Annotated in this window: 21 protein-coding genes and 1 tRNA gene; 6 read left to right on the top strand and 16 right to left on the bottom strand. The window is 71.3% G+C overall.

All coding sequences use genetic code 11. The features are described from left to right. Positions 1-92: 92 nt before the first annotated feature. Positions 93-164: transfer RNA gene (locus tag SALPAC2_RS0120510), tRNA-Gln, on the bottom strand. Positions 165-515: 351 nt separating this feature from the next. On the opposite strand from SALPAC2_RS0120510, the gene SALPAC2_RS0120505 reads away from it, so the two are divergent. Then, positions 516-1,199, top strand: coding sequence for a TetR/AcrR family transcriptional regulator (locus tag SALPAC2_RS0120505; protein ID WP_018218499.1), 684 nt, complete (start codon positions 516-518; stop codon positions 1,197-1,199). A 60-nt stretch (positions 1,200-1,259) separates the two neighbouring features. Here the strand turns inward: SALPAC2_RS0120505 and SALPAC2_RS0120500 are convergent, their stop codons facing one another. The 10 genes from SALPAC2_RS0120500 to rsmI all read right to left on the bottom strand — a co-directional run bounded on the left by SALPAC2_RS0120500 (position 1,260) and on the right by rsmI (position 12,213). After that, on the bottom strand, positions 1,260-1,694 hold the full coding sequence (locus tag SALPAC2_RS0120500; protein ID WP_018218498.1) for a DUF4383 domain-containing protein: 435 nt from the start codon (positions 1,692-1,694) through the stop codon (positions 1,260-1,262). A 147-nt stretch (positions 1,695-1,841) separates the two neighbouring features. Next, on the bottom strand, positions 1,842-2,297 hold the full coding sequence (locus tag SALPAC2_RS0120495; RefSeq protein WP_018218497.1) for a DUF4383 domain-containing protein: 456 nt from the start codon (positions 2,295-2,297) through the stop codon (positions 1,842-1,844). A gap of 109 nt (positions 2,298-2,406) precedes the next feature. Continuing rightward, a complete protein-coding gene (locus SALPAC2_RS0120490) occupies positions 2,407-4,203 on the bottom strand; it encodes an ABC-F family ATP-binding cassette domain-containing protein (protein WP_018218496.1) in 1,797 nt (598 codons plus the stop codon). 99 nt (positions 4,204-4,302) lie between these two features. Next, on the bottom strand, positions 4,303-5,250 hold the full coding sequence (locus SALPAC2_RS0120485) for a 4-(cytidine 5'-diphospho)-2-C-methyl-D-erythritol kinase (RefSeq protein WP_018218495.1): 948 nt from the start codon (positions 5,248-5,250) through the stop codon (positions 4,303-4,305). 95 nt (positions 5,251-5,345) lie between these two features. Beyond that, positions 5,346-6,215 (bottom strand): 16S rRNA (adenine(1518)-N(6)/adenine(1519)-N(6))-dimethyltransferase RsmA, encoded by an 870-nt coding sequence (rsmA, locus tag SALPAC2_RS0120480; protein ID WP_018218494.1) that lies wholly within the window; start codon positions 6,213-6,215, stop codon positions 5,346-5,348. Positions 6,216-6,294: 79 nt separating this feature from the next. Then, positions 6,295-7,254, bottom strand: coding sequence for a TatD family hydrolase (locus tag SALPAC2_RS0120475; RefSeq protein ID WP_018218493.1), 960 nt, complete (start codon positions 7,252-7,254; stop codon positions 6,295-6,297). A gap of 53 nt (positions 7,255-7,307) precedes the next feature. Next, a complete protein-coding gene (gene mctP, locus SALPAC2_RS0120470; protein WP_018218492.1) occupies positions 7,308-8,972 on the bottom strand; it encodes a monocarboxylate uptake permease MctP in 1,665 nt (554 codons plus the stop codon). Then, positions 8,972-9,214, bottom strand: a complete 243-nt coding sequence (locus SALPAC2_RS0120465; RefSeq protein ID WP_018218491.1) for a DUF3311 domain-containing protein — start codon at positions 9,212-9,214, stop codon at positions 8,972-8,974. Before SALPAC2_RS0120465 ends, mctP begins: the two co-directional genes overlap by 1 nt. A gap of 132 nt (positions 9,215-9,346) precedes the next feature. Then, positions 9,347-11,149, bottom strand: a complete 1,803-nt coding sequence (gene metG, locus SALPAC2_RS0120455; protein WP_026184952.1) for a methionine--tRNA ligase — start codon at positions 11,147-11,149, stop codon at positions 9,347-9,349. Between the two features lie 215 nt (positions 11,150-11,364). Then, on the bottom strand, positions 11,365-12,213 hold the full coding sequence (gene rsmI / locus SALPAC2_RS0120450; RefSeq protein ID WP_018218489.1) for a 16S rRNA (cytidine(1402)-2'-O)-methyltransferase: 849 nt from the start codon (positions 12,211-12,213) through the stop codon (positions 11,365-11,367). 85 nt (positions 12,214-12,298) lie between these two features. Between rsmI and SALPAC2_RS0120445 the strand changes: the two genes are divergently transcribed. The 5 genes from SALPAC2_RS0120445 (at position 12,299) to SALPAC2_RS0120425 (ending at position 19,143) form a co-directional block, all read left to right on the top strand. Continuing rightward, entirely contained in the window at positions 12,299-13,990 is a 1,692-nt protein-coding gene (locus SALPAC2_RS0120445; protein WP_018218488.1) for a dolichyl-phosphate-mannose--protein mannosyltransferase, read from the top strand. 446 nt (positions 13,991-14,436) lie between these two features. Continuing rightward, positions 14,437-15,093, top strand: a complete 657-nt coding sequence (locus SALPAC2_RS0120440; RefSeq protein WP_018218487.1) for a 4'-phosphopantetheinyl transferase family protein — start codon at positions 14,437-14,439, stop codon at positions 15,091-15,093. Between the two features lie 236 nt (positions 15,094-15,329). Next, positions 15,330-16,970, top strand: coding sequence for an amino acid adenylation domain-containing protein (locus SALPAC2_RS0120435; protein WP_018218486.1), 1,641 nt, complete (start codon positions 15,330-15,332; stop codon positions 16,968-16,970). Beyond that, the gene (locus SALPAC2_RS0120430; RefSeq protein WP_018218485.1) at positions 16,967-18,358 is read left to right on the top strand and encodes a ferredoxin reductase domain-containing protein; all 1,392 of its coding nucleotides are present in this window, start codon (positions 16,967-16,969) and stop codon (positions 18,356-18,358) included. Before SALPAC2_RS0120435 ends, SALPAC2_RS0120430 begins: the two co-directional genes overlap by 4 nt. Before the next feature lie 20 nt (positions 18,359-18,378). Continuing rightward, positions 18,379-19,143, top strand: a complete 765-nt coding sequence (locus tag SALPAC2_RS0120425; RefSeq protein ID WP_018218484.1) for an enoyl-CoA hydratase-related protein — start codon at positions 18,379-18,381, stop codon at positions 19,141-19,143. A gap of 71 nt (positions 19,144-19,214) precedes the next feature. On the opposite strand, the gene SALPAC2_RS0120420 is transcribed toward SALPAC2_RS0120425, so the two are convergent. Genes SALPAC2_RS0120420 through SALPAC2_RS0120400 form a run of 5 tightly spaced genes read right to left on the bottom strand, consistent with a single transcriptional unit; the run spans position 19,215 to position 24,840 of the window. Then, positions 19,215-20,615: an NADH-quinone oxidoreductase subunit N gene (locus tag SALPAC2_RS0120420; protein WP_018218483.1), complete on the bottom strand. Its 1,401-nt coding sequence runs from the start codon at positions 20,613-20,615 to the stop codon at positions 19,215-19,217. A gap of 5 nt (positions 20,616-20,620) precedes the next feature. Continuing rightward, positions 20,621-22,111 carry a complex I subunit 4 family protein gene (locus SALPAC2_RS0120415; protein WP_018218482.1) on the bottom strand — a complete coding sequence of 497 codons (1,491 nt, stop codon included), beginning with the start codon at positions 22,109-22,111 and terminating at the stop codon, positions 20,621-20,623. 4 nt (positions 22,112-22,115) lie between these two features. Continuing rightward, positions 22,116-23,981 (bottom strand): proton-conducting transporter transmembrane domain-containing protein, encoded by a 1,866-nt coding sequence (locus tag SALPAC2_RS0120410; RefSeq protein ID WP_018218481.1) that lies wholly within the window; start codon positions 23,979-23,981, stop codon positions 22,116-22,118. Beyond that, positions 23,978-24,280: an NADH-quinone oxidoreductase subunit NuoK gene (locus SALPAC2_RS0120405; RefSeq protein WP_018218480.1), complete on the bottom strand. Its 303-nt coding sequence runs from the start codon at positions 24,278-24,280 to the stop codon at positions 23,978-23,980. The genes SALPAC2_RS0120410 and SALPAC2_RS0120405 overlap by 4 nt, the downstream gene beginning before the upstream one ends. Next, positions 24,277-24,840: an NADH:ubiquinone oxidoreductase subunit 6 (chain J) gene (locus tag SALPAC2_RS0120400; RefSeq protein WP_018218479.1), complete on the bottom strand. Its 564-nt coding sequence runs from the start codon at positions 24,838-24,840 to the stop codon at positions 24,277-24,279. Before SALPAC2_RS0120400 ends, SALPAC2_RS0120405 begins: the two co-directional genes overlap by 4 nt. Positions 24,841-24,843: the final 3 nt, after the last annotated feature.

Genomic DNA, 24,843 nt, shown 5'->3' with positions numbered 1-24,843 from the left:
CCCGTCGGAACGGCGACAGTCTCGCGGTCATGCTAACCAGACATCAACCCAGGATCGGGCGGGGCCTTCACAATGCTGACCGGTGGCTGGAGCTGGGGTGCCTGGATTCGAACCAGGAGCTCAAGGCTCCAAAGGCCTGCGGGTTGCCGTTACCCCACACCCCATCGCCGTGTCGTCCGAACGCGTGGTCGCAACAGACCCACGATCCGGAACAGCTCGGTGATCATACCTGCGATCCGCCCGGACAGCGCCCGGCCGCAGGCCGGATTACCGACAACCACGATAGTCCCCGCCAACTTGGGGCCAACCGGGTGGTGGGGTCAGCGCGCCTCACGGTGCGCCGCGGCACCGACCGCCGACCGCCGCGCGCCGCGGCACCGACCCGACCGCCGCCGGGCGCCGCGCCCGAGCCGACCTGACAGGATGACCGGTGACGGGCTCGACCCACGACTGGATTGCCGGTGACCGACTCGACCCCACGACCGGACGGCACCGAGCGCCGATGAGGTGACGACATGATGGATGGCCTGGGCAGCGACCACACCCCCGGTCGCCGACGGGGAGCCGCAGCGGCCGGCAAGACCGCACGGGTACGCATGTCGGCGGCGCAGCGGCGCGAACAACTCATCGCGACCGCGCGCCAGCTCTTCGCCGAACGCGGCTTCGACGCCACCTCGATCGAGGAGGTGGCGGCTCGGGCGAAAGTCTCCAAACCGGTGGTGTACGAGCACTTCGGCGGCAAGGAGGGGCTGTACGCGGTGGTGGTGGACCGGGAGGTCCGCAACCTGCTCGACCGGATCACCACCGCCCTGACCGCCGGCCACCCACGGGAACTGCTCGAACAGGCCGCGCTGACCCTGCTCACGTACATCGAGGAGGAGAACAGCGGGTTCCGGGTGTTGGTCCGGGAGTCACCCCTGATGTCGTCGACGGGCAACTTCAGCAGCGTCATGAACGACGTCGCGCACCAGGTGGAGCACATCCTCGGCGCCGAGTTCTCCAGCCGCGGGTACGACCCGAAACTGGCCGAACTCTACGCCCAGGCCCTGGTGGGAATGGTGGCGCTGACCGGCCGCTGGTGGCTGGAGGTACGCCGGCCGGGCAAGGAGACGGTGGCGGCGCACCTAGTGAACCTGGCCTGGAACGGCCTGTCCCACCTCGAGCCGAAGCCCGGCCTGATCACCATGCGGAGACGCTGAGCCATCGACCGGTTCCGGTCGGCGGCCGGACGGCCGGACGGCCGGACGGCCGGCGCCGGCCTACTCCGTCTCGGCGGGCTCCACCGGCCCGACCTTGTCGTAGAGGCCGGTGCCGAGCAGGATCAGCCCGAAGAGCATCGACACGATCACGGTCGACATCGAGAAGCTGAGGACATTGGCCGAGGTCTGCAACACCGACATCATCAGGATGCTGGTCACCAGAAAGACGACCCCGGCGATCAGGTTCATGTAGTGGCCGAGATTGCCCCGCCGCGACGCCCCCACCAGGAGGAAGGCGCCGAAGACCACCGAGGCCAGCGCGAACGCGAGGTTGGTGCGGAGGCCGAGCACCCATTCTCCGTCCCGGTCGAAGAGCGGGTCACCCAGCGTCTGCGCGGTGCCCCAGACACCGAAAACCAGGATGTAGAGACCGATCAGCCCGGCGAGGAACCGGTAGATCGGCCGCGCCGGATGGTTCAGCGGGATGTGCGCCATGACGCCTCCGACCACTCGACGACAGCCAGGGGCCATTGTCACCCAGGCCGGGGCGGCGCGTACGGCGAATCGGTCGGTAGCCGGCAAGCGGCCCCGGAGTCCGCCGCACCCCACGGGGACGGCGGGCTCCGGGGCCGAGAACAGCGGTCAGAGCACCAGCCGCGCCTTCTGCCAGGCCTCCTGCTCCGCGTCGGTACCGACCTTGCCGTACATCCCGACCATGAGCAGGACCAGGCCGGCCACCATCAGCACCAGGACGGTGGCGATGCTGAAGTTGAAGAAGTTCGCCTCGGTGCGGAGGAAGGCGAGGCCGGCGAGGCTGAGCGCCATCCCCGCGTACCCCAGCCCCTGATTGATCAACACGTCGACGTTGCGGCCGATCGCCGTACCGGCCAGCACGGCGCCACCGAGCAGCACGCTGAGCAACGAGAAACCGAGGTTCGTGCCCTGACCGAGTACCGCGGTGTCGCCCTGGGCCCAGAGCTCGTCGCCGGCGGTCGCGATGAGACCGAGCACGCCGAAGGCGACCAGGTACAGGCCGGTCAGCCCGCCGATCGCCCGGTAGATCGGCCGCGCGGGATGGTTCACGGGGGTGTGGGCCATGGCTGAGTCTCCAACGAGGTTACGGTGAGGGTCGGCGCCGATTGTCCCGTACTGGCCGGTGTGACGCCGCACACGGTCCCGGGGCGACTGCGCCGCGGCGCAGCGGCGGTCAGCCGGCCGGGATCTCGTCGGCCAGCGTCAGCCAGGCCTGTTCGACCTGCTCCCGCTCGCCCCGGACCTCCTTGACCTGGGCGTCCAGCTCCGCCACCCGGGCGTAGTCGGTCGCGTTCGCGGCCAGCTGGTCGAGCAGCTCCGCCTCCCGCTGCTCCAGCCGGCCCACCTGCCGCTCCAGCCGGGCCAATTCCTTACGGGCCTGGCGGACCTGCGCGGCAGACATCCCGCTCGCCTTCGCCGGCGCTGACCCACCACCGGACGCCGGTGCCGGAGGGCCCCCGTCGGTGGCCCGGGCCAGGTACTCGTCAACCCCGCCGGGCAGGTGCACCAGCTGGCCATCGCCGAACATGCCGTACACGGTGTCGGCGACCCGTTCCACCAGGTACCGGTCGTGGCTGGCCACGATGATCACGCCAGGCCAGGAGTCGAGCAAATCCTCGAGCGCGGCGAGGGTGTCGGTGTCCAGGTCGTTGGTGGGCTCGTCCAGCAGGAGCACGTTCGGCTCACCGGCGAGCAGGCGGAGCAGCTGCAGCCGCCGCCGCTCGCCACCGGAGAGATCAGCCACCGGGGTCCAGAGCCGACGGTCGTCGAAGCCGAAGACCTCGGCGAGCTGGGCGGCGGAGATCTCCCGGTCACCCAACCGGACCCGACGGGCGATCTCCTCGACCGCCTCAAGGACGCGCAGCTGGCCGGGGAGTTCGGCGAGTTCCTGGGAGAGGAAGGCGGGACGCACCGTGGAACCGGCCACGAACCGGCCGTGATCCGGTTGGGTGACGCCGGCGAGCATCCGCAACAGCGTGGTCTTGCCGGCGCCGTTACGGCCGAGGACGGCGATCCGATCCCCGGGGCCGACCTGCCAGGTGAGGTCGCGCAGGATCTCCTTCGGCCCCGCGTCCAACCGGACGTGCTCCAGGTCGTAGACCTGCTTGCCGAGTCGGGCGGTGGCGAGCCGCTGCAGCGACATGCTGTCCCGCGGCGGCGGGACGTCGGCGATCAGCGCGTTCGCCGCGTCGATGCGGAACTTCGGTTTGGCGGTCCGGGCCGGTGCGCCGCGCCGCAGCCAGGCGATCTCCTTGCGGAGCAGATTCTGGCGGCGCGCCTCGGTGGCGGCGGCGACCCGTTCCCGTTCGGCCCGGGCGAGGGTCCAGGCGGCGAACCCACCCTCGTACGCCCGGACGGTCTGGTCGGCGACCTCCCAGGTGGTGGTGCAGACGGCGTCGAGGAACCACCGGTCGTGGGTGACCACGACGAGCGCACCCCGGCGGGCGAGCAGGTGCCGGGCCAGCCAGTCGATGCCGCCGACATCGAGGTGGTTGGTGGGCTCGTCGAGGATCAGCAGGTCGGCCTCGCGAACCAGCAGCGCGGCCAGGGCGACCCGGCGGCGCTCGCCGCCGGACATCGGACCGACCGGAGCGTCGAGGCCGAGGTGCGGCATCCCGAGGCCGTCGAGGACCGCCCGGACTCCGGCGTCGCCGGCCCACTCGTGCTCGGCGCCCATCCCCTCGGCCAGCCACGCGGTGCCCAGGACCACGTCCCGGACGGTCGCGTCGGGGGCGAGCTGCAGGGTCTGCGGCAACGCGGCGACGCGCAGGTCGCGCCGGTGGGTCACCCGGCCGTCGTCCGGCTCCTCCTGCCGGGTAAGCAGGCGCAGCAGGGTGGATTTGCCGGCGCCGTTGAGGCCCACCACACCGATCCGGTCGGCGTCGTCGAGACCGAGCGAGACCTCGGTGAGCAGCGGCCCGGCAGCGCCGTAGCCCTTGGACACCCGGTCCAGGTTGACGATGTTGGCCACTACACCCCTTCCATGGTCAGGGCGCCCGGCACCGGATCGGCAGCCAAGGACGCCCGAAGCAAGGGTACGCGGGCGCCGGACGGCCGGCGCCGGGGACGGTCAGCCGATCCGGGCCCCGGCGACCGGGCCGTGTGCGGTGCGCGCCTGTCGGCACACGTCGAGGGCGCCCAGCTCGGCGGCGATGCGCTCCGCGTCGGCCGCTCCGGTGGCGAGGAAGACACAGGTCGGCCCGGAGCCGGAGACGATACCGGCGAGCGCCCCCGCCGCCTCGCCCGCCTTCAGGGTGGCGGCCAGGGACGGCCGCAGGGCGAGTGCGGCGTCCTGGAGATCGTTGCCGAGGGCCGCGGCGAGCACCCGGGGGTCAGACTGCCGGAGGGCGGCGAGGAGGGTGTCGGTGCTGCCGAGTGGGGGGCCGGCGGCCCCGGCCTCGCGGAGCCGATCGAGTTCCCGGTACGCGACCGGCGTGGAGAGGCCGCCGTCGGCGACCGCGACGACCCAGTGCCAGACGGTCGGCCGGGCCAGTACCGGGCTGACCGCCTCACCCCGGCCGGTGCCGAGCGCGGTGCCGCCGTGGATCAGGAACGGCACGTCGGAACCGAGGCCGGCGGCGATCTCCGCCAACTCGTCCCGCGACAGCCCGGTCCCCCACAGCGCGTCGCAGGCGACCAGCGCGGCGGCGGCATCGGCGCTGCCCCCGGCGAGCCCACCGGCCAGGGGAATCTGCTTACGCAGGTGCAGCCGGGCGTGCGGCGGCACCCCGGCGGAGCTGGCGAGGGCGCGGGCGGCGCGAATGACCAGGTTCGACTCGTCCAGGGCCAGATCGCCGGTCCCCTCGCCCGCCATCGTCAGGCTGAGGGTGTCGCCCCGGCGGGCGGTCAACTCGTCGTGCACAGAGATCGCGTGGTAGACGGTGTTGAGCTCGTGATAGCCGTCCCCGCGGAGCGGTCCCACCCCCAGATGCAGATTGATCTTGGCGGGGACTCGTACCCGGACCGGCCCGCTGACACCTCGCGGTTCGTCATCCTCCGGTCGCCATGCCTCGGTCACGGGATGGCGTCCCCGACCGGGCCCCGGCTCACCGGCGCGACGAGCGGGGACAACGGCGTGGCTTTTCCAACTTCCTCGACGGGCACGGCGTCAGCCTACTGCCCGGTGGGAGTGGCCGCCGCGGCCGACGCGGCGATCGCGGCGAACTGCTCGACCGGGAGCGCCTCCCCGCGGGCCCCGGGGTCCACTCCGGCGGCGGTGAGCACCGCTGCCGCCCGGTCCGCACCGCCGGCCCAACCGGCCAGGGCCGCACGAAGGGTTTTGCGACGCTGGGCGAACGCGGCGTCCACCACCGCGAAGACCCGCTCCCGGGAACCACCCACGCCCGGCGGTTCCCGACGGGTAAAGGCGACCAGCCCCGAGTCGACGTTCGGCACCGGCCAGAACACGTTCGGCGGCACCTTCCCCGCCGCGTGGACGTGGGCGTACCAGGCGAGTTTGACCGACGGCACGCCGTACACCCGGGAACCGGGACCGGCGACGAGCCGATCAGCGACCTCCTTCTGCACCATGACCAGGCCGTGCCGCAGCGTCGGCAACTCGGCGAGCAGATGCAGCACCACCGGCACGGCGACGTTGTACGGCAGGTTGGCGACCAGCGCGGTCGGCGCGGGATCGGCGAGCTGCCCGGCGGTGACCCGGAGCGCGTCGGCGCGGTGCACCGAGAGCCGGTCGGCGGCGGGACCGGCGTGCCGGGCAGCGGTCTCCGGCAGGGCGGCGGCGAGGACCGGGTCGATCTCGACGGCGTGCACGTGCGCGGCGGCCGGCAGCAGCGCGAGGGTGAGTGAGCCGAGCCCCGGCCCGACCTCCAACACCACATCCTCGGCGGTCAGGCCGGCGGTGGTGACGATCCGTCGCACCGTGTTGGGGTCGTGCACGAAGTTCTGGCCGAGCCGCTTGGTGGGAGCGACGCCGAGGCGGGCGGCGAGGTCCCGGATCTCCGCCGGGCCGAGGAGACCGGTCACGCCCGCAAGCGTAGGTGGAGGCCGGGGCGCACCGGGCAGGGGCCCGCCACCTCCCGGCGAAATCCCGTCAGCGCCACCGTCACCAGGGGCCGAAGGCCCGCTCACCGGTACGGGAGAGCGCCGCGCAGAGCTCGTCCAGGTCGCTGCCGGTGGCGGCGGCGAGCGCGCGGACGGTGAGCGGGATCAGGTACGACGCGTTGGGCCGGCCCCGGTGCGGCACCGGAGTCAGATACGGCGCGTCCGTCTCCACGAGGAGGTGATCCAGCGGGGTCACCGCGGCGGCCTCCCGCAGCGCCGCGGCACTGCTGAAGGTGACGGTGCCGGCGAAGCTGAGCAGGTAGCCGCGGCGCACGCACGCGCGGGCGAACTCGGCATCGCCGGAGAAGCAGTGCATCACCACCGTCTCCGGGGCGCCCGCATCGTCCAGGATCCGCAACACGTCGGCGTGCGCGTCGCGGTCGTGGACCACCAGGGTCCGGCCGTACCGCTTGGCGATGTCGATGTGCGCCCGGAAGCTGGCCTCCTGCGCGGCCCGCCCGTCCTCGCCGGTGCGGAAGAAGTCCATCCCGGTCTCGCCGACTCCCCGTACCCGGTCCTGGCCGGCCAGCGACTCGACGGCCCGCAGCGCCTCGTCCAACTCCGCCAACCGGGGCGCCTCGTTGGGGTGCAGCGCGACGGTGGCGACGACCGCCGGACAGCGCCGGGCCAGCTCCGCCCCCCACCGGGACGAGTCGACGTCGACCCCCACCTGCACCAACCGGTCCACCCCGACCTCCGCGGCCGCCTCGACCGCGGCGCGGACCGGGTCGACCGCCGCGCCGGTGTCGGCCCCCGGGTCGGTGTCGGCCCCCGGGTCGACGGCCGACCCCGCTGTTTGCCGGCGCGGTGGGACCCCGGCCTCGCTGATCGTGATGTCGAGGTGAGTGTGGCTGTCGGGCACCGGTCGGGGCAGCGGCGCGGGCGCGGCCGGGAACTCCCCGGCCCGGCGAGCCGCGCGCTGCTTACGGGTTTCGGTCTGCTCGGTCATCGGCGCAAGCATCACACACCAGCACCGGCAGCCGCCCGCTACCCGCTGTTCACCCGGACCAACGGCTACCTGGCGTTCGCGCCCGCCACCGATTCCGGAGCCGCGTCGACACCCCGGCGCTCGTCCCGGCTCACCCGCGGGTCCCCCTCGTCGGCGAAGTATTCGTCCGGGCTGGTCCGGTCACCCCCGTCGGCCACCTTCGCCGCCCGCAGCACCAACGTCAGCGCTGTCGCGACCAACAGGTTGGCCAGCACCGCCACGAACCCGGCGTAGATGGTCATCGTCGTGTCGAAGCCGAACTTCTCCAGGGGGAACGCGGAGCCGCCGAAGTGACTCCGGGTCGGGCTGGACACCTGGTAGAGCATCCACATGCCCAGGGACATGCCGACGGCCCAACCGGCGATCAGCGCACCGCGGTGGAACCAGCGGGTGTAGAGGCCGAGGGCCACCGCCGGCAGCGTCTGCAGAATGATCACGCCGCCGATCAGCTGAAGATCGATGGAGAACTGCGGGTCGAGGAAGACGATGCAAGCTACTGCGCCGATCTTCACCACCAACGAGGTGAGCTTGGAGACCTTCGCCTCCTGCGCCGGAGTAGCGTCCCGCCGCAAATACTCCTTGTAGATGTTGCGGGTGAACAGGTTCGCTGCCGCGATCGACATGATCGCCGCCGGCACCAGCGCCCCGATGCCGATGGCCGCGTACGCGACGCCGGTGAACCAGCTCGGGAACTGCTGGTCGAAGAGCACCGGAACAACGGTGTTGTTGTCCACCGTGCCCGCGGTCGCCCCGGGCAGCGGCTGCACGTCGGCCGCGATCGCCATGAAGCCGAGCAGCGCGATGAGCCCCAGCAGCACACTGTAGGCGGGCAACGCCGACATGTTCCGCTTGATCACGTCCCGGTTCCGACTGGCCAGCACACCGGTGATGCTGTGCGGGTACAGGAAGAGCGCCAACGCCGAGCCGAAGGCCAGCGTGACGTACTGGACCTGGTTGTTGGCATTGAGCAGAATCCCGTCGTTGGGATTCGGTGATGCCGCGAACTTCGCATCGGCGGCGTCGAAGATCTCCCCCCAACCCCCCAGCTTGTACGGCAAGTACAGCACCGCCGCCAGGATCACCACGTAGATCAGGGTGTCCTTGACGAAAGCGATCAGCGCCGGCGCACGGAGCCCGGACTGGTACGTGTACGCCGCCAGGATCGCGAACGCGATGATGATGGGCAGGTGCCGGGCCAGGCTGCTCTCCCCGGTCACGCCCATGGTCTTGAGCACCGCCTCGATCCCGACGAGCTGCAACGCGATGTACGGCATCGTGGCCACGATCCCGGTAATCGCCACAAGCAGTGCGAGGACCGGCGAGTCAAACCGGCTACGGACGAAGTCCGCCGGAGTGACGAAACCGTGCCGGTGCGACACCGACCAGAGTCGACAGAGCACCAGGAAGACCATCGGGTAGATGACGACGGTGTACGGCACCGCGAAGAAGCCCATCGCACCGGCACCGAACACCAACGCCGGCACGGCCACGAAGGTGTACGCGGTGTACAGGTCGCCGCCGATCAGAAACCAGGTGATCCAGCCGCCGAAGTTGCGCCCACCCAGCCCCCACTCGTCGAGGTGGGCCATGTCCTTCGATGCGCGCCAGCGGGATGCGATGAATCCCATGGCGCTCACCAGCAGGAAGAGCGCGGTGAAAATGCTGATCTCGGTGACGTGCTCACGCCACATCAGCGGTCACCCCGCTTCTTCGTGAGCTGATACACCAGCGTGGTGACCGCGACGCCGAGCAGGATGTACGCGAGCTGGAGCCAGTAGAACCGTGGGAAGCCGAGAATCCGGGGCGAGTCGGTGTTGTAGAACGCTGGGATCAACGGCACGACGACCGGTACGAAGAGCAGCCAGTTCCAGGGACTCTTGTCCTTCGCCCGGGTCTTCGCGGCGGCCGGCGTCTGGGGTTCGGATGTGGCCATCGGCCCACCTCCGGTGCGGGTGATTGGGTGTGGCGGCCGAGACTACGACCGCATGATCACCGTCACCTGCCGCCGGTGGGCCGCTGCGCCGAGCGGTGGATCCGCTGCGGCGAGCGGCGCGGCCACCAGCGTTCAGCCCGCCAGGCGGGCCAGTTCCTCGTCCACGATCGACGGGTCGAGTTTGCGGAACACCGGCTTGGGCGGGTCGAGTGCCCGCCCCACCTCCAACGGCACCGACTCCCACCGGGCACCAACCGTGTAGTCGCCGGTCAGCACCGGGTAGTCCGGCCCACCGTCGAGGTCCGCAACCTCCTCGATCACCGGCATCGGCGCGTGCACCCCGGTGCCGCCGAGCAGCTGGTGGATCTTCTGCGCGGAGTGCGGCAGGAAGGGGGTGAGCAGCGTGTTCGCGTCGCTGACCACCTGCAGGGCGACGTGCAGGACGGTGCCCATCCGCGGCCGGTCCGCCTCGCCCTTGAGCTTCCACGGCGCCTGCTCGGAGAGGTAGCGGTTGGCCTCGGCCACCACCTTCATCGCCTCGCCGATCGCCTGCTTCTGCCGGTGCCGGCCGATCAGCTCGCCGACCGTGTCGAAGCCGGCCCGGGCCACCGCGAGCAGCGCCTCGTCGGCCTCGGTGAGCCCGGCCGGGTCAACCGGGGGGATCGCGCCGAAGTTCTTCGCGGCCATCGAGATGGAGCGGTTGACCAGGTTGCCCCAGCCGGCGACCAGCTCGTCGTTGTTGCGCCGGAGGAACTCCGCCCAGGTGAAGTCGGTGTCGTTGCTCTCCGGTCCGGCAACCGCGATGAAGTAGCGCAGCGCGTCGGCGTCGTAGCGCTCCAGGAAGTCGCGGACGTAGATGACCACGCGCCGGGACGAGGAGAACTTCCGCCCCTCCATGGTCAGGAACTCGCTGGAGACCACCTCGGTGGGTAGGTTCAGCCGACCCAACTCGCCCGGCTGGCCGTCGTGGGAGCCTTCGCCGGAGTAGCCGGCGAGCAGCGCCGGCCAGATCACCGAGTGGAAGACGATGTTGTCCTTGCCCATGAAGTAGTGGCTGGGGGCGTCCTTGCCCGGCCCGTCGGCCGACCACCACCGGCGCCACGCCTGTGGGTCACCGGAGCGGCGGGCCCACTCGATCGAGGCGGAGAGGTAGCCGATCACCGCGTCGAACCACACGTAGATGCGCTTGTCGCCGCGCTCCCGCCAGCCGTCGAGCGGGACCGGTACGCCCCACTCCAGGTCCCGGGTGATCGTCCGGGGCTGGAGGTCGTCCAGCAGGTTCTTGGAGAAGCGCAGCACGTTCGGCCGCCAGCCCTCCCGCGTGTCCAGCCACTGCCCTAGGACGTCGGCGAGCGCCGGCAGGTCGAGGAAGAAGTGTTCGGTCTCGACGAACTTCGGCGTCTCCCCGTTGATCTTCGACTTCGGGTTTCGCAGGTCGATCGGGTCAAGCTGGTTGCCGCAGCTGTCGCACTGGTCGCCGCGGGCGCTGTCGTAGCCGCAGATCGGGCAGGTGCCCTCGATGTAGCGATCGGGCAGGGTCCGACCGGTGGACGGGGAGATGGCACCCATGGTGGTCTTCGGCACGATGTAGCCGTTGCGGTACATCCCCTCGAACAGCTCCTGCACCACCGCGTAGTGGTTGCCGGTGGTGGTACGGGTGAACAGGTCGTAGGAGAGTCCGAGCCCGTGCAGGTCCGTCACGATCACCCGGTTGTAGCGGTCGGCCAACTCACGGGGGGTGACCCCCTCCGCGTCGGCCTGCACCTGGATCGGCGTGCCGTGTTCGTCGGTGCCGGAGACCATGAGCACGTCGTGGCCGGCCATCCGCATGTACCGGGCGAAGACGTCGGAGGGAACGCCGAAGCCGGAGACGTGGCCGATGTGGCGCGGGCCGTTGGCGTAGGGCCAGGCAACCGCCGCGAGAACGTGACTCATGGCCAACAAGCCTAGTGACCCCGGCCGCGGGGCCGCGAACCAATAGGCCCGACCGGCCGCCCAGGTCACTTCTCTTCCGCGGGCACCACCTCACCGCTGTTCCGCGGGCACCACCTCACCGCTGTTCCGCGGGCACCACCTCACCGCTGTTCCGCGGGCACCACCTCACCGCTGTTCCGCGGGCACCACCTCACCGCTGTTCCGCGGGCACCACCTCACCGGTGGACGATGTCGTAGACCTCACGTCGGCGTAGCCCGTACTCGACGGCGACCTCGGTCACCGCGTCCCGACGGGAACGGCCGGTCGCTTCCCGGGCGGCGACCGCCGCCCGCAACGTCTCGTCGTCCGGACGTTGCCGGGCCGGACCCGAGGCCCCCGCCACCACCAGCGTGATCTCGCCCCGCGCCGGCTCCTCGGCGGCCCAGCTCGCCAACTCACCGAGCGGACGCCGGAGCACCTCTTCGTAGGTCTTGGTCAGTTCCCGGCAGAGCGCCGCCGGCCGATGCGTGCCGAACGCCGCGGCCAGGTCGGCGAGGGCCGCGGCGACCCGGTGCGGCGCCTCGAAGAAGACCAGGGTGCGTTCCTCGGTGGCGAGCGCGGTGAGCCGGGCGCGGCGCGAGCCCGGGCTGCGGGGCAGGAAGCCCTCGAAGCAGAACCGGTCGCTGGCCAGCCCGGAGAGGGTGAGGGCGGTGGTGACCGCGCTGGGGCCGGGGGCGGCGGTGACCGGTATCCCGGCATCCACCGCCGCCCGGACCAGCCGATAGCCCGGGTCCGAGACGCTGGGCATGCCGCCGTCGGTGATCAGGGCCACGTTGAGGCCGGCGCGGAGCGCCTCGACAAGTTCCGGCGTCCGGCGTTCCTCGTTCCCCTCAAAATATGAGACCATCCGCCCGGAAACGGTCACCTCGAGCTCCCGGGCCAACCGGGCCAGGCGCCGGGTGTCCTCGGCTGCCACCAGGTCAGCGGTCGCGAGCACCTCGCGGAGCCGGGCGGAGGCGTCGGCCGGATTTCCGAGCGGCGCGCCGAGCAGGACCAAGCGCCCGACATCGGACTTCGCATCCACGAAAGGACGCTCCTTCATCGACGGTTACAATTCTGACTCAGGGCAGTGGGCACGCCGGCCCACCTTCGCAGCCTACGATCACGGGGTGACCCAGGCGTCAACAGCGCACCCCGCCGGCCAGTCCGGGCCGGAACAGCCCGAGCAGACGGGCCGGAACCTGCCCACCGGCAAGGGCCTTCCCGACCTCGTCCGCCGCCGGCTGGCCACCGTTGACAACCGGCTGGACCGGCGGTCCTGGCTGGCCACCGCGGTGATCGTCACGATCGCGGCGGTCCTGCGCTTCGTCAACCTCGGAACCCCGCCCGGCAAGATCTTCGACGAGGTCTACTACGCCCGCGAGGGCTGGGCTCTGGTCGACCGGGGCGTCGAGTGGAACTACCAGGACGACGGCCCGTCGTACGTGGTCCACCCGCCCCTGGGCAAGTGGCTCATCGGGCTCGGCGAGTGGGCCTTCGGATACAGCGACACCGAACAGGGGGTCGTCGCCGCCGGGCACCTGATCACCACCGCCCCCGAGGTGGGCTGGCGATTCTCGGCGGCGCTGATCGGCACCCTCTCAGTGCTGCTGCTGGTCCGCATCGCGCGCCGACTGTTCGGCTCCACCGTGCTGGGCTGCGCCGCCGGGCTGCTGCTGGCCCTGGACGGCTTCCACCTGGTGCTGTCCCGCACCGCACTGCTCGACATCTTCCTGCTCTTCTTCGTGCTGGCGTCGTTCGGCGCACTGGTTCTCGACCGGGACGCCCGGCGCCGCCGTTGGGCGGAGACCCTCACCGCCGGGCCGAACCCGGGCCACCCGCCGGCCGCCGACCGACCCGCCGGTGGCTGGCGGGGGTGGCCGTGGTGGCGGCTGGCCGCCGGGGTGCTGCTCGGCTGTGCCTGCGCGGTGAAGTGGAGTGCGCTGTACTTCCTCCCGGTGTTCGCGCTCCTGGTGATCCTCTGGGAGGTCGGCGCCCGCCGCTCCGCCGGGGTACGCCGGCCGTGGCGACGCACCCTGCTCGACGAGACACCCTGGCTGCTGCTGGCCGGGCTGCTGATGGTGATCACCTACCTCGCCACCTGGTCCGGGTGGCTGCTGGGCGACGAGGGGTTCTACCGGGTGCCCGACGCACAGCGCTGGCCGCAGGCCGCGCTGAGCGACACCCCCGTCATCGGGGCGCTACAGAACCTGATCGAGTACCACAAGGAGGCGTACGGCTTCCACCGGCAGCTCGACAGCGCGCACACGTACCAGTCCTGGCCCTGGCAGTGGCTCCTCCTGGCGCGGCCGGTCGCGTTCTACTGGTCGGGCGAGGGACCCTGCGCTGCGGCGAACTGCGCCACCGAGGTGCTGCTGCTGGGCACGCCGCTGCTCTGGTGGTCCTTCCTACCCGCCCTGGCCGCGCTCGCCTGGCTGGGCCTCGCGCGACGGGACTGGCGGGCCGGGGCGATCCTGCTCTGTGTGGCGGCCGGGCTACTGCCCTGGTTCTGGTACGCCACGGACAGCGGGCGCACCATGTTCTCCTTCTATACCGCCCCGGCACTCCCGTTCCTGGTGCTCGCCGTGACCTACGTGCTGGGTGTGATCATCGGCTCGCCGGCGGCGACCGCTGCGGAGCGCACACCAGAGACCTCGGCAGCAGGCGACGGGGGGCAACGGCTCGTCGGCGCCGTCATCGCCGGAGGGTTCGTGCTGCTGGTGGCGCTTAACTTCGCCTACTTCTATCCGATCTTCGTGGGTGAGCCGATTCCGTACGACAGCTGGTCCAACCGGATGTGGCTGGATAGCCGATGGATCTGACCGGCGTCGGTTGGGTCGGGCGGGCGCCGGTTGGGTCGGACCGGCGCCGGCTCTGGCACCCCTAATAACGGAAAGGGCCCGCACGCGAGACGTGGCGGGCCCTTTCCAAAGAAAAGCGCGCCCCGATCGCCTGCCACGGGGGAAGCGGGCGATTGGAGCGCGCAGCAAAAGCTTAACCAGATGAACGCGATGGCACAACTGGGCGGGTTGGGTCAGATTTACGACGATCGCCACGCCGATGCGTCGTTGCGGTCGAGACGAATGAGCCGCTAACAACCGCGCCCGGGTCAGCGGCGGGGCTTCCGCGCGGGTTTCGCGCTTCCGAGCGGGGTTCGCGCTCCAGCAGCAGCACCGCGAATGCGCTACCTTGGGCAGCCATGGCCCTCACGCAGACGCTGGCTGCGCCGCGCGAACCTTCCGCCGGCGACGCCGCACCGGAGTAGTCGATGCGTGACCTGCTGCCTGCCGCCGTCGCGGTCGTGGTCGCGGAGCCGCCCGACTGGGAGGGCGTGCTGTTGCCGGAAGAGCAGGCGGGCCTCGGCGATCGAGCGGTTACCAGCCGGCGTCGCGAATTCACCGCTGGTCGCGTCTGCGCCCGCCGCGCCATCTCCGTGCTCGGCCAGTCACCGGTCGCCGTCCCCACCGCCGCCAACCGGGCGCCGGTCTGGCCGGCCGGGGTGGTCGGGGCGATCACCCACACCCGCGGCTACTGCGCCGCCGCCGTGGCCCGGGCCGACGAGATCCGGTCGGTCGGCCTCGACGCCGAGCAGCACCGGCCGCTGAGCCCGGGGGTGGTCTCGGCGATCTGCCTGCCGGAGGAGGAGGCGCTGTTTCCGCGGTTGCCCAGCGGCGTCTCCTGGCCGGCCGTGGTGTTCAGCGCGAAGGAGACGGTCTACAAGGTCTGGCATCCGGTCGTCGGCACCTGGCTGGACTTCCATGACGCGACGGTGACCCTGGATCCAGAGGCGGGTCGGTTCACCGCCCGGATCGCCCCCGCGCGAGTAGCCGCTGCCCCGGTGCCCGCCCCACCGGCCACCGTGTCCGGCCGATTCGCCGTCGTTGACGGTCTGGTCCACACCGCGGCGGTGCTGCTTCCGGCGTAGCGACCGGAGCACTGGCGCCGGTCGGCCCAGTACCACTCTGCCGTCGGCGGGCCAGCCAGAGCCAGCCCCCAGTACGCCCTGAGTTACGCCAACCTGCCCAGATACATCGAAATACATTACCATTTACTTACATAAATACCTAAAACGCTGACCGTTCAGAATCGGTCCGCTTCTCTGGAATGCGGCGACCCGCGCTGTCGCCATCGGTCTGGAACCCACGCCAGGAAGTAGGACCCATGCAGCGCATCTCAACCGCCCCAACCGGAGAGACAACCACGTCAACCCGAACGACCAGCCACCCGAACGCGCCCACCCCGCCCCACCAACTGCCGGAACCACTGGCGACACTACCGCCCCGGGACCGCGAGCTATTCGTACGCTTCGGTCACGGCCCCATCGAATCCGTCGCGCACTCCCGCATCCACCACGCCTTCGAGTACTGGGCCACCGTCACTCCGGACGCCGTCGCCGTCGAACACGGTGACGAGACCATCACCTATCGCGAGCTGGACCGGCGAGCCGACGAGTTGGCAGCCCGACTCGCCGCCGCCGGTGTCCGTACCGGCGACCGGGTCGCGCTCTTCGTCCGGCGGTCGATCCCCATGGTCGTCGGCCTGATCGCAGCCTTGAAGTCCGGCGCGGCCTACGTACCGCAACACGTCGACTCCGTGCCCACGGCCCAGCTGCAGCATGTCATCCAGACCGCCGAGACCCGGGTGATCCTGACGCTCGCCGCCACCGCCGAGCGCATTCCGGCCCCCGAGGGCCACGTCGTGATCGCCCTGGATAGTCCGGCTACGGAGCTCGGCGAACGCCCGGTCCGTCGCTTCACCCCGACCAGGCCGGTTCAGCCCGACGACCCCTGCTACGTGCTGTTCACCTCTGGTAGCACCGGCCGCCCCAACGGGGTGGTCGTGACCCACCGCAACCTCTGCAACATCCTGCTGACCTCCCCCGGCGACCTCGGTATCCAGCCGGGGTGGCGGGTCGGCCAGATCCTCAACATCGCCTTCGACATGGCCGCCTGGGAGATCCTGGGGGCGCTCAGCCACGGTGCCACGCTCGTCATCCGTGGCCGGGACATCGCCGAGACGATGTCCCGCGTGGACGTGATCGTGGCGACCCCGACGGTGCTCAGCCGGATCGACCCACGCCGGTGTCACCGGGTCAAGGTCGTGGCGGTCGCCGGTGAACCCTGCCCCCGCTCGCTCGCGGACACCTGGTCCGCGGTCTGCTCCTTCTACAACTCCTGCGGCCCCACCGAAACCACAATCGTCAACACGATGAGCCGGCACCACCCGACCACCGAACGACTCACCATCGGCCGGCCAACCCCCAACAACACCGTGTACGTGCTCGACGCCGATCTTCGACCCTGCCCGATCGGCACGGTTGGTGAGATGTGGGCCGGTGGTGCCGGCGTCTCGGCGGGATACCTCGGAAACCCGCAGCTCACCGCCGAACGGTACGCCCTCGACCCGTTCCTCGGCGGTGAGCACCGGATGTTTCGCACCCGGGACCTGGGGCGCTGGACCCCCGACGGCGAGTTAGAACACTTCGGACGGACCGACGACCAGGTGAAGGTCCGCGGCTTTCGGGTAGAGCTGGACTCGGTGTCGGCGATCCTGGAGGCGGTACCGGGGTGCACCCGAGCGGCGACCATCAAACTGGACGACCGCACCCTCGTCTCATTCGTGGCACCCACCCAGGTGGATCCCGGGCTCGCCCGGATGGCCGTCTCCGAGGCGCTGCCGTACTACTGCGTACCCGAGACCGTGCACACCCTGCCGGAACTTCCCATGACCAGCCGAGGAAAGATCGACAAGACCGCCCTCCGCCGGCTGGTAGCCGACCACGGGCGGGAGGCGACGCGGTGACCATCACCCCGCTGGCCGAAACGCCGGCCGCACCACCGACCAGCGCAGCCCTGGACTCGACGCGCTCCGCCCCCGGCGTCACGCTGCCACCTCGGCTTCCGCTACCGCGGCGAATCTTCACGCACCCGGCCCTGATGCACCATCACCGGCTGGCCGCGGTGGTCCTCATCGTGAACCTCGGCCTGGCCGGGTACGGGCTCGGCACCGGCGGGTGGTCCACCGCTGAGCTACCGACCTCCCAGCTCGCCGGGCTGACCTTGGCGAACTTCACCCTCGCCGTCGTCGTCCGACAGCAGTACGTCATCAATCTGTTCTTCTGGCTGGCCACCCGGGCCCGACCGAGCTGGCCCCTGCGCATCCGCCGGACCCTCGGCAAGGTCTACCACTTCGGTGGGCTACACGTCGGCGGCGCGCTCGCCGGGACCCTGTGGTTCCTCGCCCTCACCGCGACTGCCACCGTCGAGGCTCGCCGGGACGGCTCGGGCCTGCCCGCGACCCTGGTCGTGACCTACCTGTTGGTCGCGTTACTCCTCACCGTCTGCGGCACCGCCCTGCCACCGGTACGCGCCCGGCACCACGACCTGTTCGAACGGGTCCACCGCTTCGGCGGGTGGCTGGCCCTGACGCTGTTCTGGGCGTTGACGGTACTGATGATCGCCGCGGATTCCGACTCCCGGCCGCTCGCCACCGCGCTGCTGACCGCGCCGAGCAGCTGGGCGCTCGCCCTGATGACATTCAGCGTCGCCCTGCCGTGGCTCCGGCTGCGCCGGGTGCCCGTGGCCATCGAACGACCCTCCAACCACGTCGCGCTGGTCCAGCTCGAGCGCCGCCGGGTTCCCTTCCCCGGCTCCTCCACCGCGGTCAGCCGTAGCCCGCTGCTGGAGTGGCACTCGTTCGCCAACGTTCCCGCACCCGGGCAACGGCACTTCCGCATCACGATCTCCCGCGCGGGCGACTGGACCGGCGCCCTCGTGGACGATCCCCCGTCCCACCTGTGGGTCAAGGGCATCACCACCGCCGGGGTGGCCAACATCGAGACGCTCTTCACCAAGGTGGTCTACGTCGCCACCGGCAGCGGGATCGGGCCGGTGCTGCCCCACCTGCTGGCCGATAAGGTCCCCTCGCACCTGGTCTGGGCGGTCCGTAGCCCCCGGATCACCTACGGCGACGCGTTGATCGACGAGATTCGCACCGCCCGGCCGGGGGCCACGATCTGGGACACCGCCACCGACGGTAAGCCCGACATGGTGGCCCTGGCCTACCGCGCCTACCGCGAACACGGCGCCGAAGCCGTCATCTGCATCTCCAACAAGAAGCTGACCTGGCAGGTCGTCCACGGGCTGGAGCAACGGGGCATCCCCGCCTACGGCGCCATCTGGGACTCCTGAGCGAAAAAGGAGATAAGACTGTGAATCTCATCGTGGAGCGGACCGACCGGGTCGTCACCGTACGGCTGAACCGGCCCGCCGCCCGCAACGCGCTCAACACCGAACTGCTGACCGAACTACTGGCCACGCTGCAGCCGCTGGATGCCGACCCGGCCGTCGGATGCTTCGTCCTCACCGGCACCGACCAGTTCTTCGCGGCGGGTGCGGACATCCGGGAGATGGCGGCGAAGTCGGCCGCGGAGATGGTGGTCGAGGACTTCTTCGCCGGCTGGGAGGCCTTCACCGCGCTTCGTACGCCCACTGTGGCGGCGGTCGCCGGCTACGCCCTCGGCGGCGGCTGCGAATTGGCCATGATGTGCGACCTCATCGTCGCCGCCGACACGGCTCGCTTCGGCCAACCGGAGATCAAACTCGGCGTGATCCCCGGCATCGGCGGCACCCAGCGGCTGACCCGGCTGGTGGGCAAGGCCAAGGCCATGGACCTGATTCTGACCGGCCGGCTCATGACCGCCGAGGAGGCCGAGCGCAGCGGCCTGGTCTCCCGGGTCGTTCCGGCCGACCGGCTGCTGGCGGAGGCGGAGGCGGTGGCCCGGACAGTGGCCGGGTTCGGCAAGGCGGCCACCACGGCCGCCTGCGAGGCGGTCGACCACGCACTGGAGACCGGCCTGCGGGAGGGGGTCCGCTTTGAGCGACGCAGCTTCCACGCCCTGTTCGGCACCGCCGACCAGCGGGAGGGGATGCAGGCCTTCCTGGACAAGCGGGCGCCACGGTTCACCGGTCGGTAGGTGCCCGGTGAATTCCGCCGCTGACCTCGTGCCTCGGCCCACTCGCGCCGCGCCGCGACCTCATCAGTCAGCTAACCGCCGGCGGCCCGCCACACCAGGCCGGCGGCGACCCCGACGACGAGGCTGAGCGCGGCCGCCACGACGGCCACCGTCGTACTCCATCGCCCTGGGCGGTCGGGCGGGGCGACCGCCCAGGGCTGCCAGAGCGGAACCAGCCACCGCAGGTAGTAGAAGAGGCTGAGCGCGGAGTTGATGAAGACGACGACCGCCAGCCACGCGTACCCGCCGTCCCAGGCGGCACTAGCGGCGGTCAGTTTCCCGACGAAGACCGCTGTCGGCGGGGTGCCGACCAACCCGAGCAACGCCACCACCAGGGCGGCGGCCAGCCACGGCGCGGTCGCCGCCACCCCGCGCCAGGACGTACGGTCACGGTGCCGTGGTAGCGCGGCGGTGACCGCGAAGGCGGCGACGTTGGTGACGGTGTAGCCGGCGAGATAGACCAACAACGACGGCTGCGCGAGGTCGCTGCGTCCGGTGGCGACCACCGGCACCAGCAGGTAGCCGACCTGGCTCACCGTTGACCAGCCGAGCAGCCGCCGCACGTCGGTCTGCCAGTAGGCGGCGAGGTTACCCAGCAGCATGGACGCCACGGCCAGCGCGGCCACCACCGTCGGCCAGTTCGAGGAGCCGGGGAGGACCTCGGCGAGCCGGTGGACCGCGAGCAACGCACCGATCTTGGGCACGGTGGTGAGGAACGTCGCCGCCGTGGCCGTACCGCCCTGGGCCGCGTCGGGAACCCAGAAGTGCGCGGGAAAGCCACCGGCTTTGAACATCAACCCGCCGATCACCGCGACGGCGGCCGCGGTGACCACCGACCGCGGCGCGTCCGGCAGCCGAGCGGCGAGTTCGGCGTAGGCCGTGGTGCCGGTGATCCCGGCGAGCAGCGTGACACCGAGCAGGAGCAGGATGCCGAAGAGGGCGCCGAGAAGGTAGGTCTTCAGCACCGCTTCGGCACCGGCGCCGGTGCCGGCCAGGCCGATCAGCGCGTACAGCGGGATGCTGGCCAGCAGAAAGCCGACCACCAGGGCGAGCAGGTCGGTGGCGCCGGCGAGCAGCACCGCCCCGGCGGTGGCGAAGAGCAGCAGCGCGTAGGCGTCGCTCTCCCGGGCCGACCTGGCGAGCTCGTCCCCGGCGAGGGCGAGGACGAGGAGGCAGCCGGTGGCGGCGAGGATCCGGGCGACGCCGGTGCCGGTGTCGACCGCGTAGGTGCCGTCGAAGGCGGTGTCGGCCGGATCGGAGAGCGCTACCGCCGCGGTGATGATCACTGTGCCGCAGACAGCGGCGGCGACCCCCCGCAGGATCCACTGCCGGTGGCGGGGCGTGAACGAGCCGCCGAGCAGAACGACGAGGGCACCGCCGGCGAGCAGCATCTCCGGCAGCAACAGCTCGGTGCGCATCATCTCCGACGCCACCTGAGTCACCGGCCGAGCAGGTCAACGACGGTACGGGCAGCCGGCTCGACGAGATCGAGCAGCGGACGCGGCAGCACCCCGATGAGCAGGGACAGTGCCAAAAGCGGCCCCACCGACCACAGCTCGTTAGCACGCAGGTCACCGAAGCCCTTCGCGCACCCGGCGGTGGGGCCGGTCAGCAACGACTGCCCGGCGCGGAGGAACAACGCGGCCGTGACGAGGATGCCGAGCAGCGCCACCGCCGTCACGGGGGCGGTGGCGATGCTGCCGGCGAAGACCTGGAACTCGGCGATGAAGCCGGAGAAGGCCGGCAGGCCGAGGGAGGCGAAGGCGCCGACGGCGAAGAGAGCGGCGAACACCGGTGCCGGGGCGGCGAGACCGCCGTACGCGTGCAGGTCATAGCTGCCGGCCCGCTCGTACAGGACCCCGGCGAGCAGGAACAGGGCAGCGGTGATCAGACCGTGGCTGACCATCTGGGTGACCGCACCGGTCACCGCCACCGCCCGCGGCTCCGCGGTGTCCACACCGACCAGGCCGGCGACGCCAACGGCGAGCACGACGTAACCCATGTGGTTGATCGAGGTGTAGGCGATCATCCGCTTGAGGTTGGTCTGGGCCAGGGCGACCAGCGCGCCGTAGAGGACCGACACCACCCCGACGGCGACGATCACCCACGCCCAACCCCGCCACGCCTCGGGCAGCATCGGTGCGGCGATCCGCACGAAGCCGTAGGTACCCAGCTTCAACAGCACCCCGGCCAGCACGGCGGAGCCGACCGCGGGAGCGTCGGTGTGCGCCGGCGGCAACCAGGTGTGGAACGGCACGGTGGGGGTCTTCACCGCCAGGCCGATCAGGATCGCGGCGAGCACCAGGCCGCCGGCCAGGGGACGCCCCGCGAGCGGGTTCTGCGCGGTGAGGGCCGGCATGTCGAAGGTGTGCGGGTCGGCGGCCGCGTACAGGCCGATGAACCCGGTGAGCAGCGCCAGCGAGCCGAGGAAGGTGTAGAGGAAGAACTTCAGCGCCGACCGGGCCCGGTCGCCGTGCCCCCAGCCGGCGATCACCGCGTACATCCCGACGATGGACAGGTCGAAGAAGACGAAGAAGAGGATCAGGTCGGCCGCGGCGAAGACCCCGAGGCACACGCTCTGGAGGAACAGGAAGAGCGACGCCTGTACGCGGGGGCGGTGCCGCTCCCGCAGCGCGTACACCGCGCAGGCGAGGAAGACCACCGCGGTCATCGCCATCAGGGGCAGGGAGAGCCCGTCCACGCCGAGGTGGTAGCTGCTGCCCACTCCCGGGATCCACGCCGCCCGTTCGGCGAAGGCCAGTTCTCCCGGGGGCGGCGTCTCGTACCCCGCCCAGACAACGCCGACCAACGCCAGCTCGACCGTCGCCGTACCCACCCAGACCCAGCGCGCGGCGACGTCACCGCACCGGGGTACGACGGCCAGCAGCACCGCGGCGAGCAGCGGCAGGAAGACGATCGCGGTCAGCATCCGGCTACCCCAGCACCACGAGGACGACGGCACCGACGACGAGCACCACCACGGCCTGGAGGTAGTACTGGTGCAGCTGCCCGGTCTGCGGCCGGCGCGCGAGGTGCCCCAGCCGCCGCAGCCCGGCCGCGACAACCTCCACGGTCCGGTCGACCCGGCGCTCGTCGACCCGAGCCGCCCGCCTGGCGAGGACGACCGTGGCCCGCGCCGCCTGCGCGACACCCTGGTCCAGCACCCGGTCGTCGAACCGGGCCGCCGCCGCACCGAGCGCCAGGGTCGGACGCGTCACCAGCACCGAAGCCGCCTGTCGCAGGCCCAGCCACCGCCGCACCCAGCGGGGTGCCGGCACCCGCCACCGTGCCACGACGAGGAGGGCCGCCAGGGCGATCAACGCCGACGCGGCCAGTTCCGGTACCGGGGTCGGGTGGTAGCCGCCGGGTTGACCGACGGCCTGCGCGACGACGGCGCCGGTCGGGGGCAGCGCCAGCAGTCCGGCGACCGCGGCGGCGACCGCCAGCACCAGCAGCGGCAACCACCCGGCCCGGGGAATCCGCCCGGTGCCGGTCCCCTCCTGGTCCCGGTACGCGTCCACCGCGTCCTGCTGGTCGGCGGGGACCCGCCGCCAGAGCACGACGAGAACCTTCCCCGCGTAGGCCGCGGAGAGCGCGGCGGCCGCGAGGCCGACCGCGTACAGTGCCGGCGACTCCTCGCGGACGGCAGCGAGGATGGCGTCTTTGGTCGCCCAGAGCGACAGCGGCGCGATCCCGGCCAACGCCAGCAGCGCGACCGTGGCCGACCAGCCGACCAGCGACCACCGCCGGGCCACCCCGGCCAGACCGGCGAGCTGTTTGGTGCCCAGCGCGGTGAGCCACGCCCCGGCGGCGAGGAACAACAGGGCCTTGACCGCGGCGTGCGCCACCAGATGCGCGGTCCCACCCGCTACCGCACCGGCGCCGGCGGCCAACACCACGAACCCGAGTTGCGCGCAGGTGGAGGCGGCGAGGAGTTGCTTGAGGTCGGGCTGGGTAAGCGCGACCGCGCCGAGCAGCAGCGCGGTCCCCGCACCGACCCACATGGCCGCCCACGGGGCCCAGCCGGTGGCGGCCAGCAGCGGCTGCATCCGCAGGAGCAGGTAGCCGCCCAACGCCACCATCGCCGCGGAGTGCAGCAGCGCACTGACCGGACTCGGCCCGACCATCGCCCGGGACAGCCAGAAGGAGAACGGTAGCTGCGCGGCCTTGCCGAGCGCCGCGACCAGGACTCCCGCCGCCAGCACGTGCCGCCACCCCGGGCTGCTGGCGGCGAGGTCGGCCAGGGCGAGGCCCGCACCACCGGCCAGCGCCGCCCCGGCCGCCAGGTAGAGGCCAAGATCCGCAGTCCGGGTGGTGACGAATGCCGTGCGGCCGGCGGCGACCCGGGCCTCGTCCCACCACCAGAACCCGATCAACGCGTACGACGCGGCGCCCATCAGCTCCCAGGCGAAGAGCAACGTCGGCAGGGTGCCCGCCGTGACGGTAAGCGCGGCCGCGGCGGCGAACAACAGCATCAGGCCGTGGAACCGTGCCGCCGGGGTGAGTGCCTCGCCGACGGCGGCCACCAGCGCCAGCAGCGTCACCACCAGCACCGTCGGCAGGACCAGCGCGGCCAGCCCATCCACCGTCAGGACGAAATCCGCGCCGGCCAGGAACGGCACCGCCACCGTCGGCCGGGCGACGGCGACCGGTGCCGACAGCAGCACGGCCGTGGCCGCGACCGCCAACGCGACCCGCACCGCGACCCGATCCCGGGGCCGGGCGACGAGCAGCACGGCACCGGCGGTGGCGGGCAGGCCGACCACCGCCCACAACGCTGCCGTCCCGAGCGTGGTCATCCGGACAGGTCCGCGGCCGTGTCGGTCAGGTCCGACCGCCGGATCCGGTGCAGGGACGTGGCGACGGCGAAGCCCATCGCCATCTCCACCGTCATCGCCGCGAGGACGACCAGGAGCAGCACCTGCCCGGACGGGTCTGGGGCGCAGAACCACCACAGCCCGGCCACAGCCAGGATCACCCCGTTGAGCATCAACTCCAGGCCCATCATCACCATCACCACGACCTGTTGGGACAGGGCGCCGTACAAACCGACGGAGATGAGGGCCGCGGCCACCAGCAGCACGGTCCGTAGCGTCACCGGCCGACTCCCCCCGGCTGCGGATCGGCCGCCCGCGGCCGACGAAGGTCGTCCCCGAGCCGGTCGTAGCGGGTGCGGTGCGCGGCCAGGACGACCCCACTGACGATGGTGGCCGCCATGACCACACCCACCACCGCCATCGTCAACATCTTCGGACCCATCAGCTCCGTGCCGAGGGCTGCGGTGACATCCGCCGGTGGGCTGCCGCGCCGGCTCGGCCACGGCGCGAAGAGCGCCCCGGCGGCCAGGAGCAGAAACACCCCGACCGACACCGGTAGGGCGTGGCGAGCACCGTGGACCATGTTCATCGACACCATCGCCGGATTCATTCCCATGAACATGTTCATGTAGACAGCCATGACCGTCATCTCCATCACCATCATCAGAATGACCAGTACGCCGACGTAGAGCTGCTGCAGCAGAAGCACCTGAAGGCCGACCGCGATGAAGGAGAGCGCCAGGGAGTAGCTGGCCCGGGCCATCGAGTTGACGACGAAGACGGCGATCCCGGTGAGCACCGCGACGACCGCGAGGCCCCAGAAGACGAGGTGGGTGAGCATGCC

Source organism: Salinispora vitiensis (genome assembly GCF_000378825.1).
GTDB classification, from domain to species: Bacteria; Actinomycetota; Actinomycetes; order Mycobacteriales; family Micromonosporaceae; genus Micromonospora; species Micromonospora vitiensis.
This window is presented reverse-complemented; position numbering and strand designations above follow the sequence as displayed.

What these genes read in the sequence shown, in the direction of transcription:
- SALPAC2_RS0120505 (WP_018218499.1), top strand. Translation starts at nt 516, where the DNA reads ATGATGGATGGCCTGGGCAGCGACCACACCCCCGGTCGCCGACGGGGA.
- SALPAC2_RS0120500 (WP_018218498.1), bottom strand. Translation starts at nt 1,694, where the DNA reads ATGGCGCACATCCCGCTGAACCATCCGGCGCGGCCGATCTACCGGTTC.
- SALPAC2_RS0120495 (WP_018218497.1), bottom strand. Translation starts at nt 2,297, where the DNA reads ATGGCCCACACCCCCGTGAACCATCCCGCGCGGCCGATCTACCGGGCG.
- SALPAC2_RS0120475 (WP_018218493.1), bottom strand. Translation starts at nt 7,254, where the DNA reads ATGCTTGCGCCGATGACCGAGCAGACCGAAACCCGTAAGCAGCGCGCG.
- mctP (WP_018218492.1), bottom strand. Translation starts at nt 8,972, where the DNA reads ATGTGGCGTGAGCACGTCACCGAGATCAGCATTTTCACCGCGCTCTTC.
- SALPAC2_RS0120465 (WP_018218491.1), bottom strand. Translation starts at nt 9,214, where the DNA reads ATGGCCACATCCGAACCCCAGACGCCGGCCGCCGCGAAGACCCGGGCG.
- metG (WP_026184952.1), bottom strand. Translation starts at nt 11,149, where the DNA reads ATGAGTCACGTTCTCGCGGCGGTTGCCTGGCCCTACGCCAACGGCCCG.
- SALPAC2_RS0120440 (WP_018218487.1), top strand. Translation starts at nt 14,437, where the DNA reads ATGCGTGACCTGCTGCCTGCCGCCGTCGCGGTCGTGGTCGCGGAGCCG.
- SALPAC2_RS0120435 (WP_018218486.1), top strand. Translation starts at nt 15,330, where the DNA reads ATGCAGCGCATCTCAACCGCCCCAACCGGAGAGACAACCACGTCAACC.
- SALPAC2_RS0120415 (WP_018218482.1), bottom strand. Translation starts at nt 22,111, where the DNA reads ATGCTGACCGCGATCGTCTTCCTGCCGCTGCTCGCCGCGGTGCTGCTG.
- SALPAC2_RS0120410 (WP_018218481.1), bottom strand. Translation starts at nt 23,981, where the DNA reads ATGACCACGCTCGGGACGGCAGCGTTGTGGGCGGTGGTCGGCCTGCCC.
- SALPAC2_RS0120400 (WP_018218479.1), bottom strand. Translation starts at nt 24,840, where the DNA reads ATGCTCACCCACCTCGTCTTCTGGGGCCTCGCGGTCGTCGCGGTGCTC.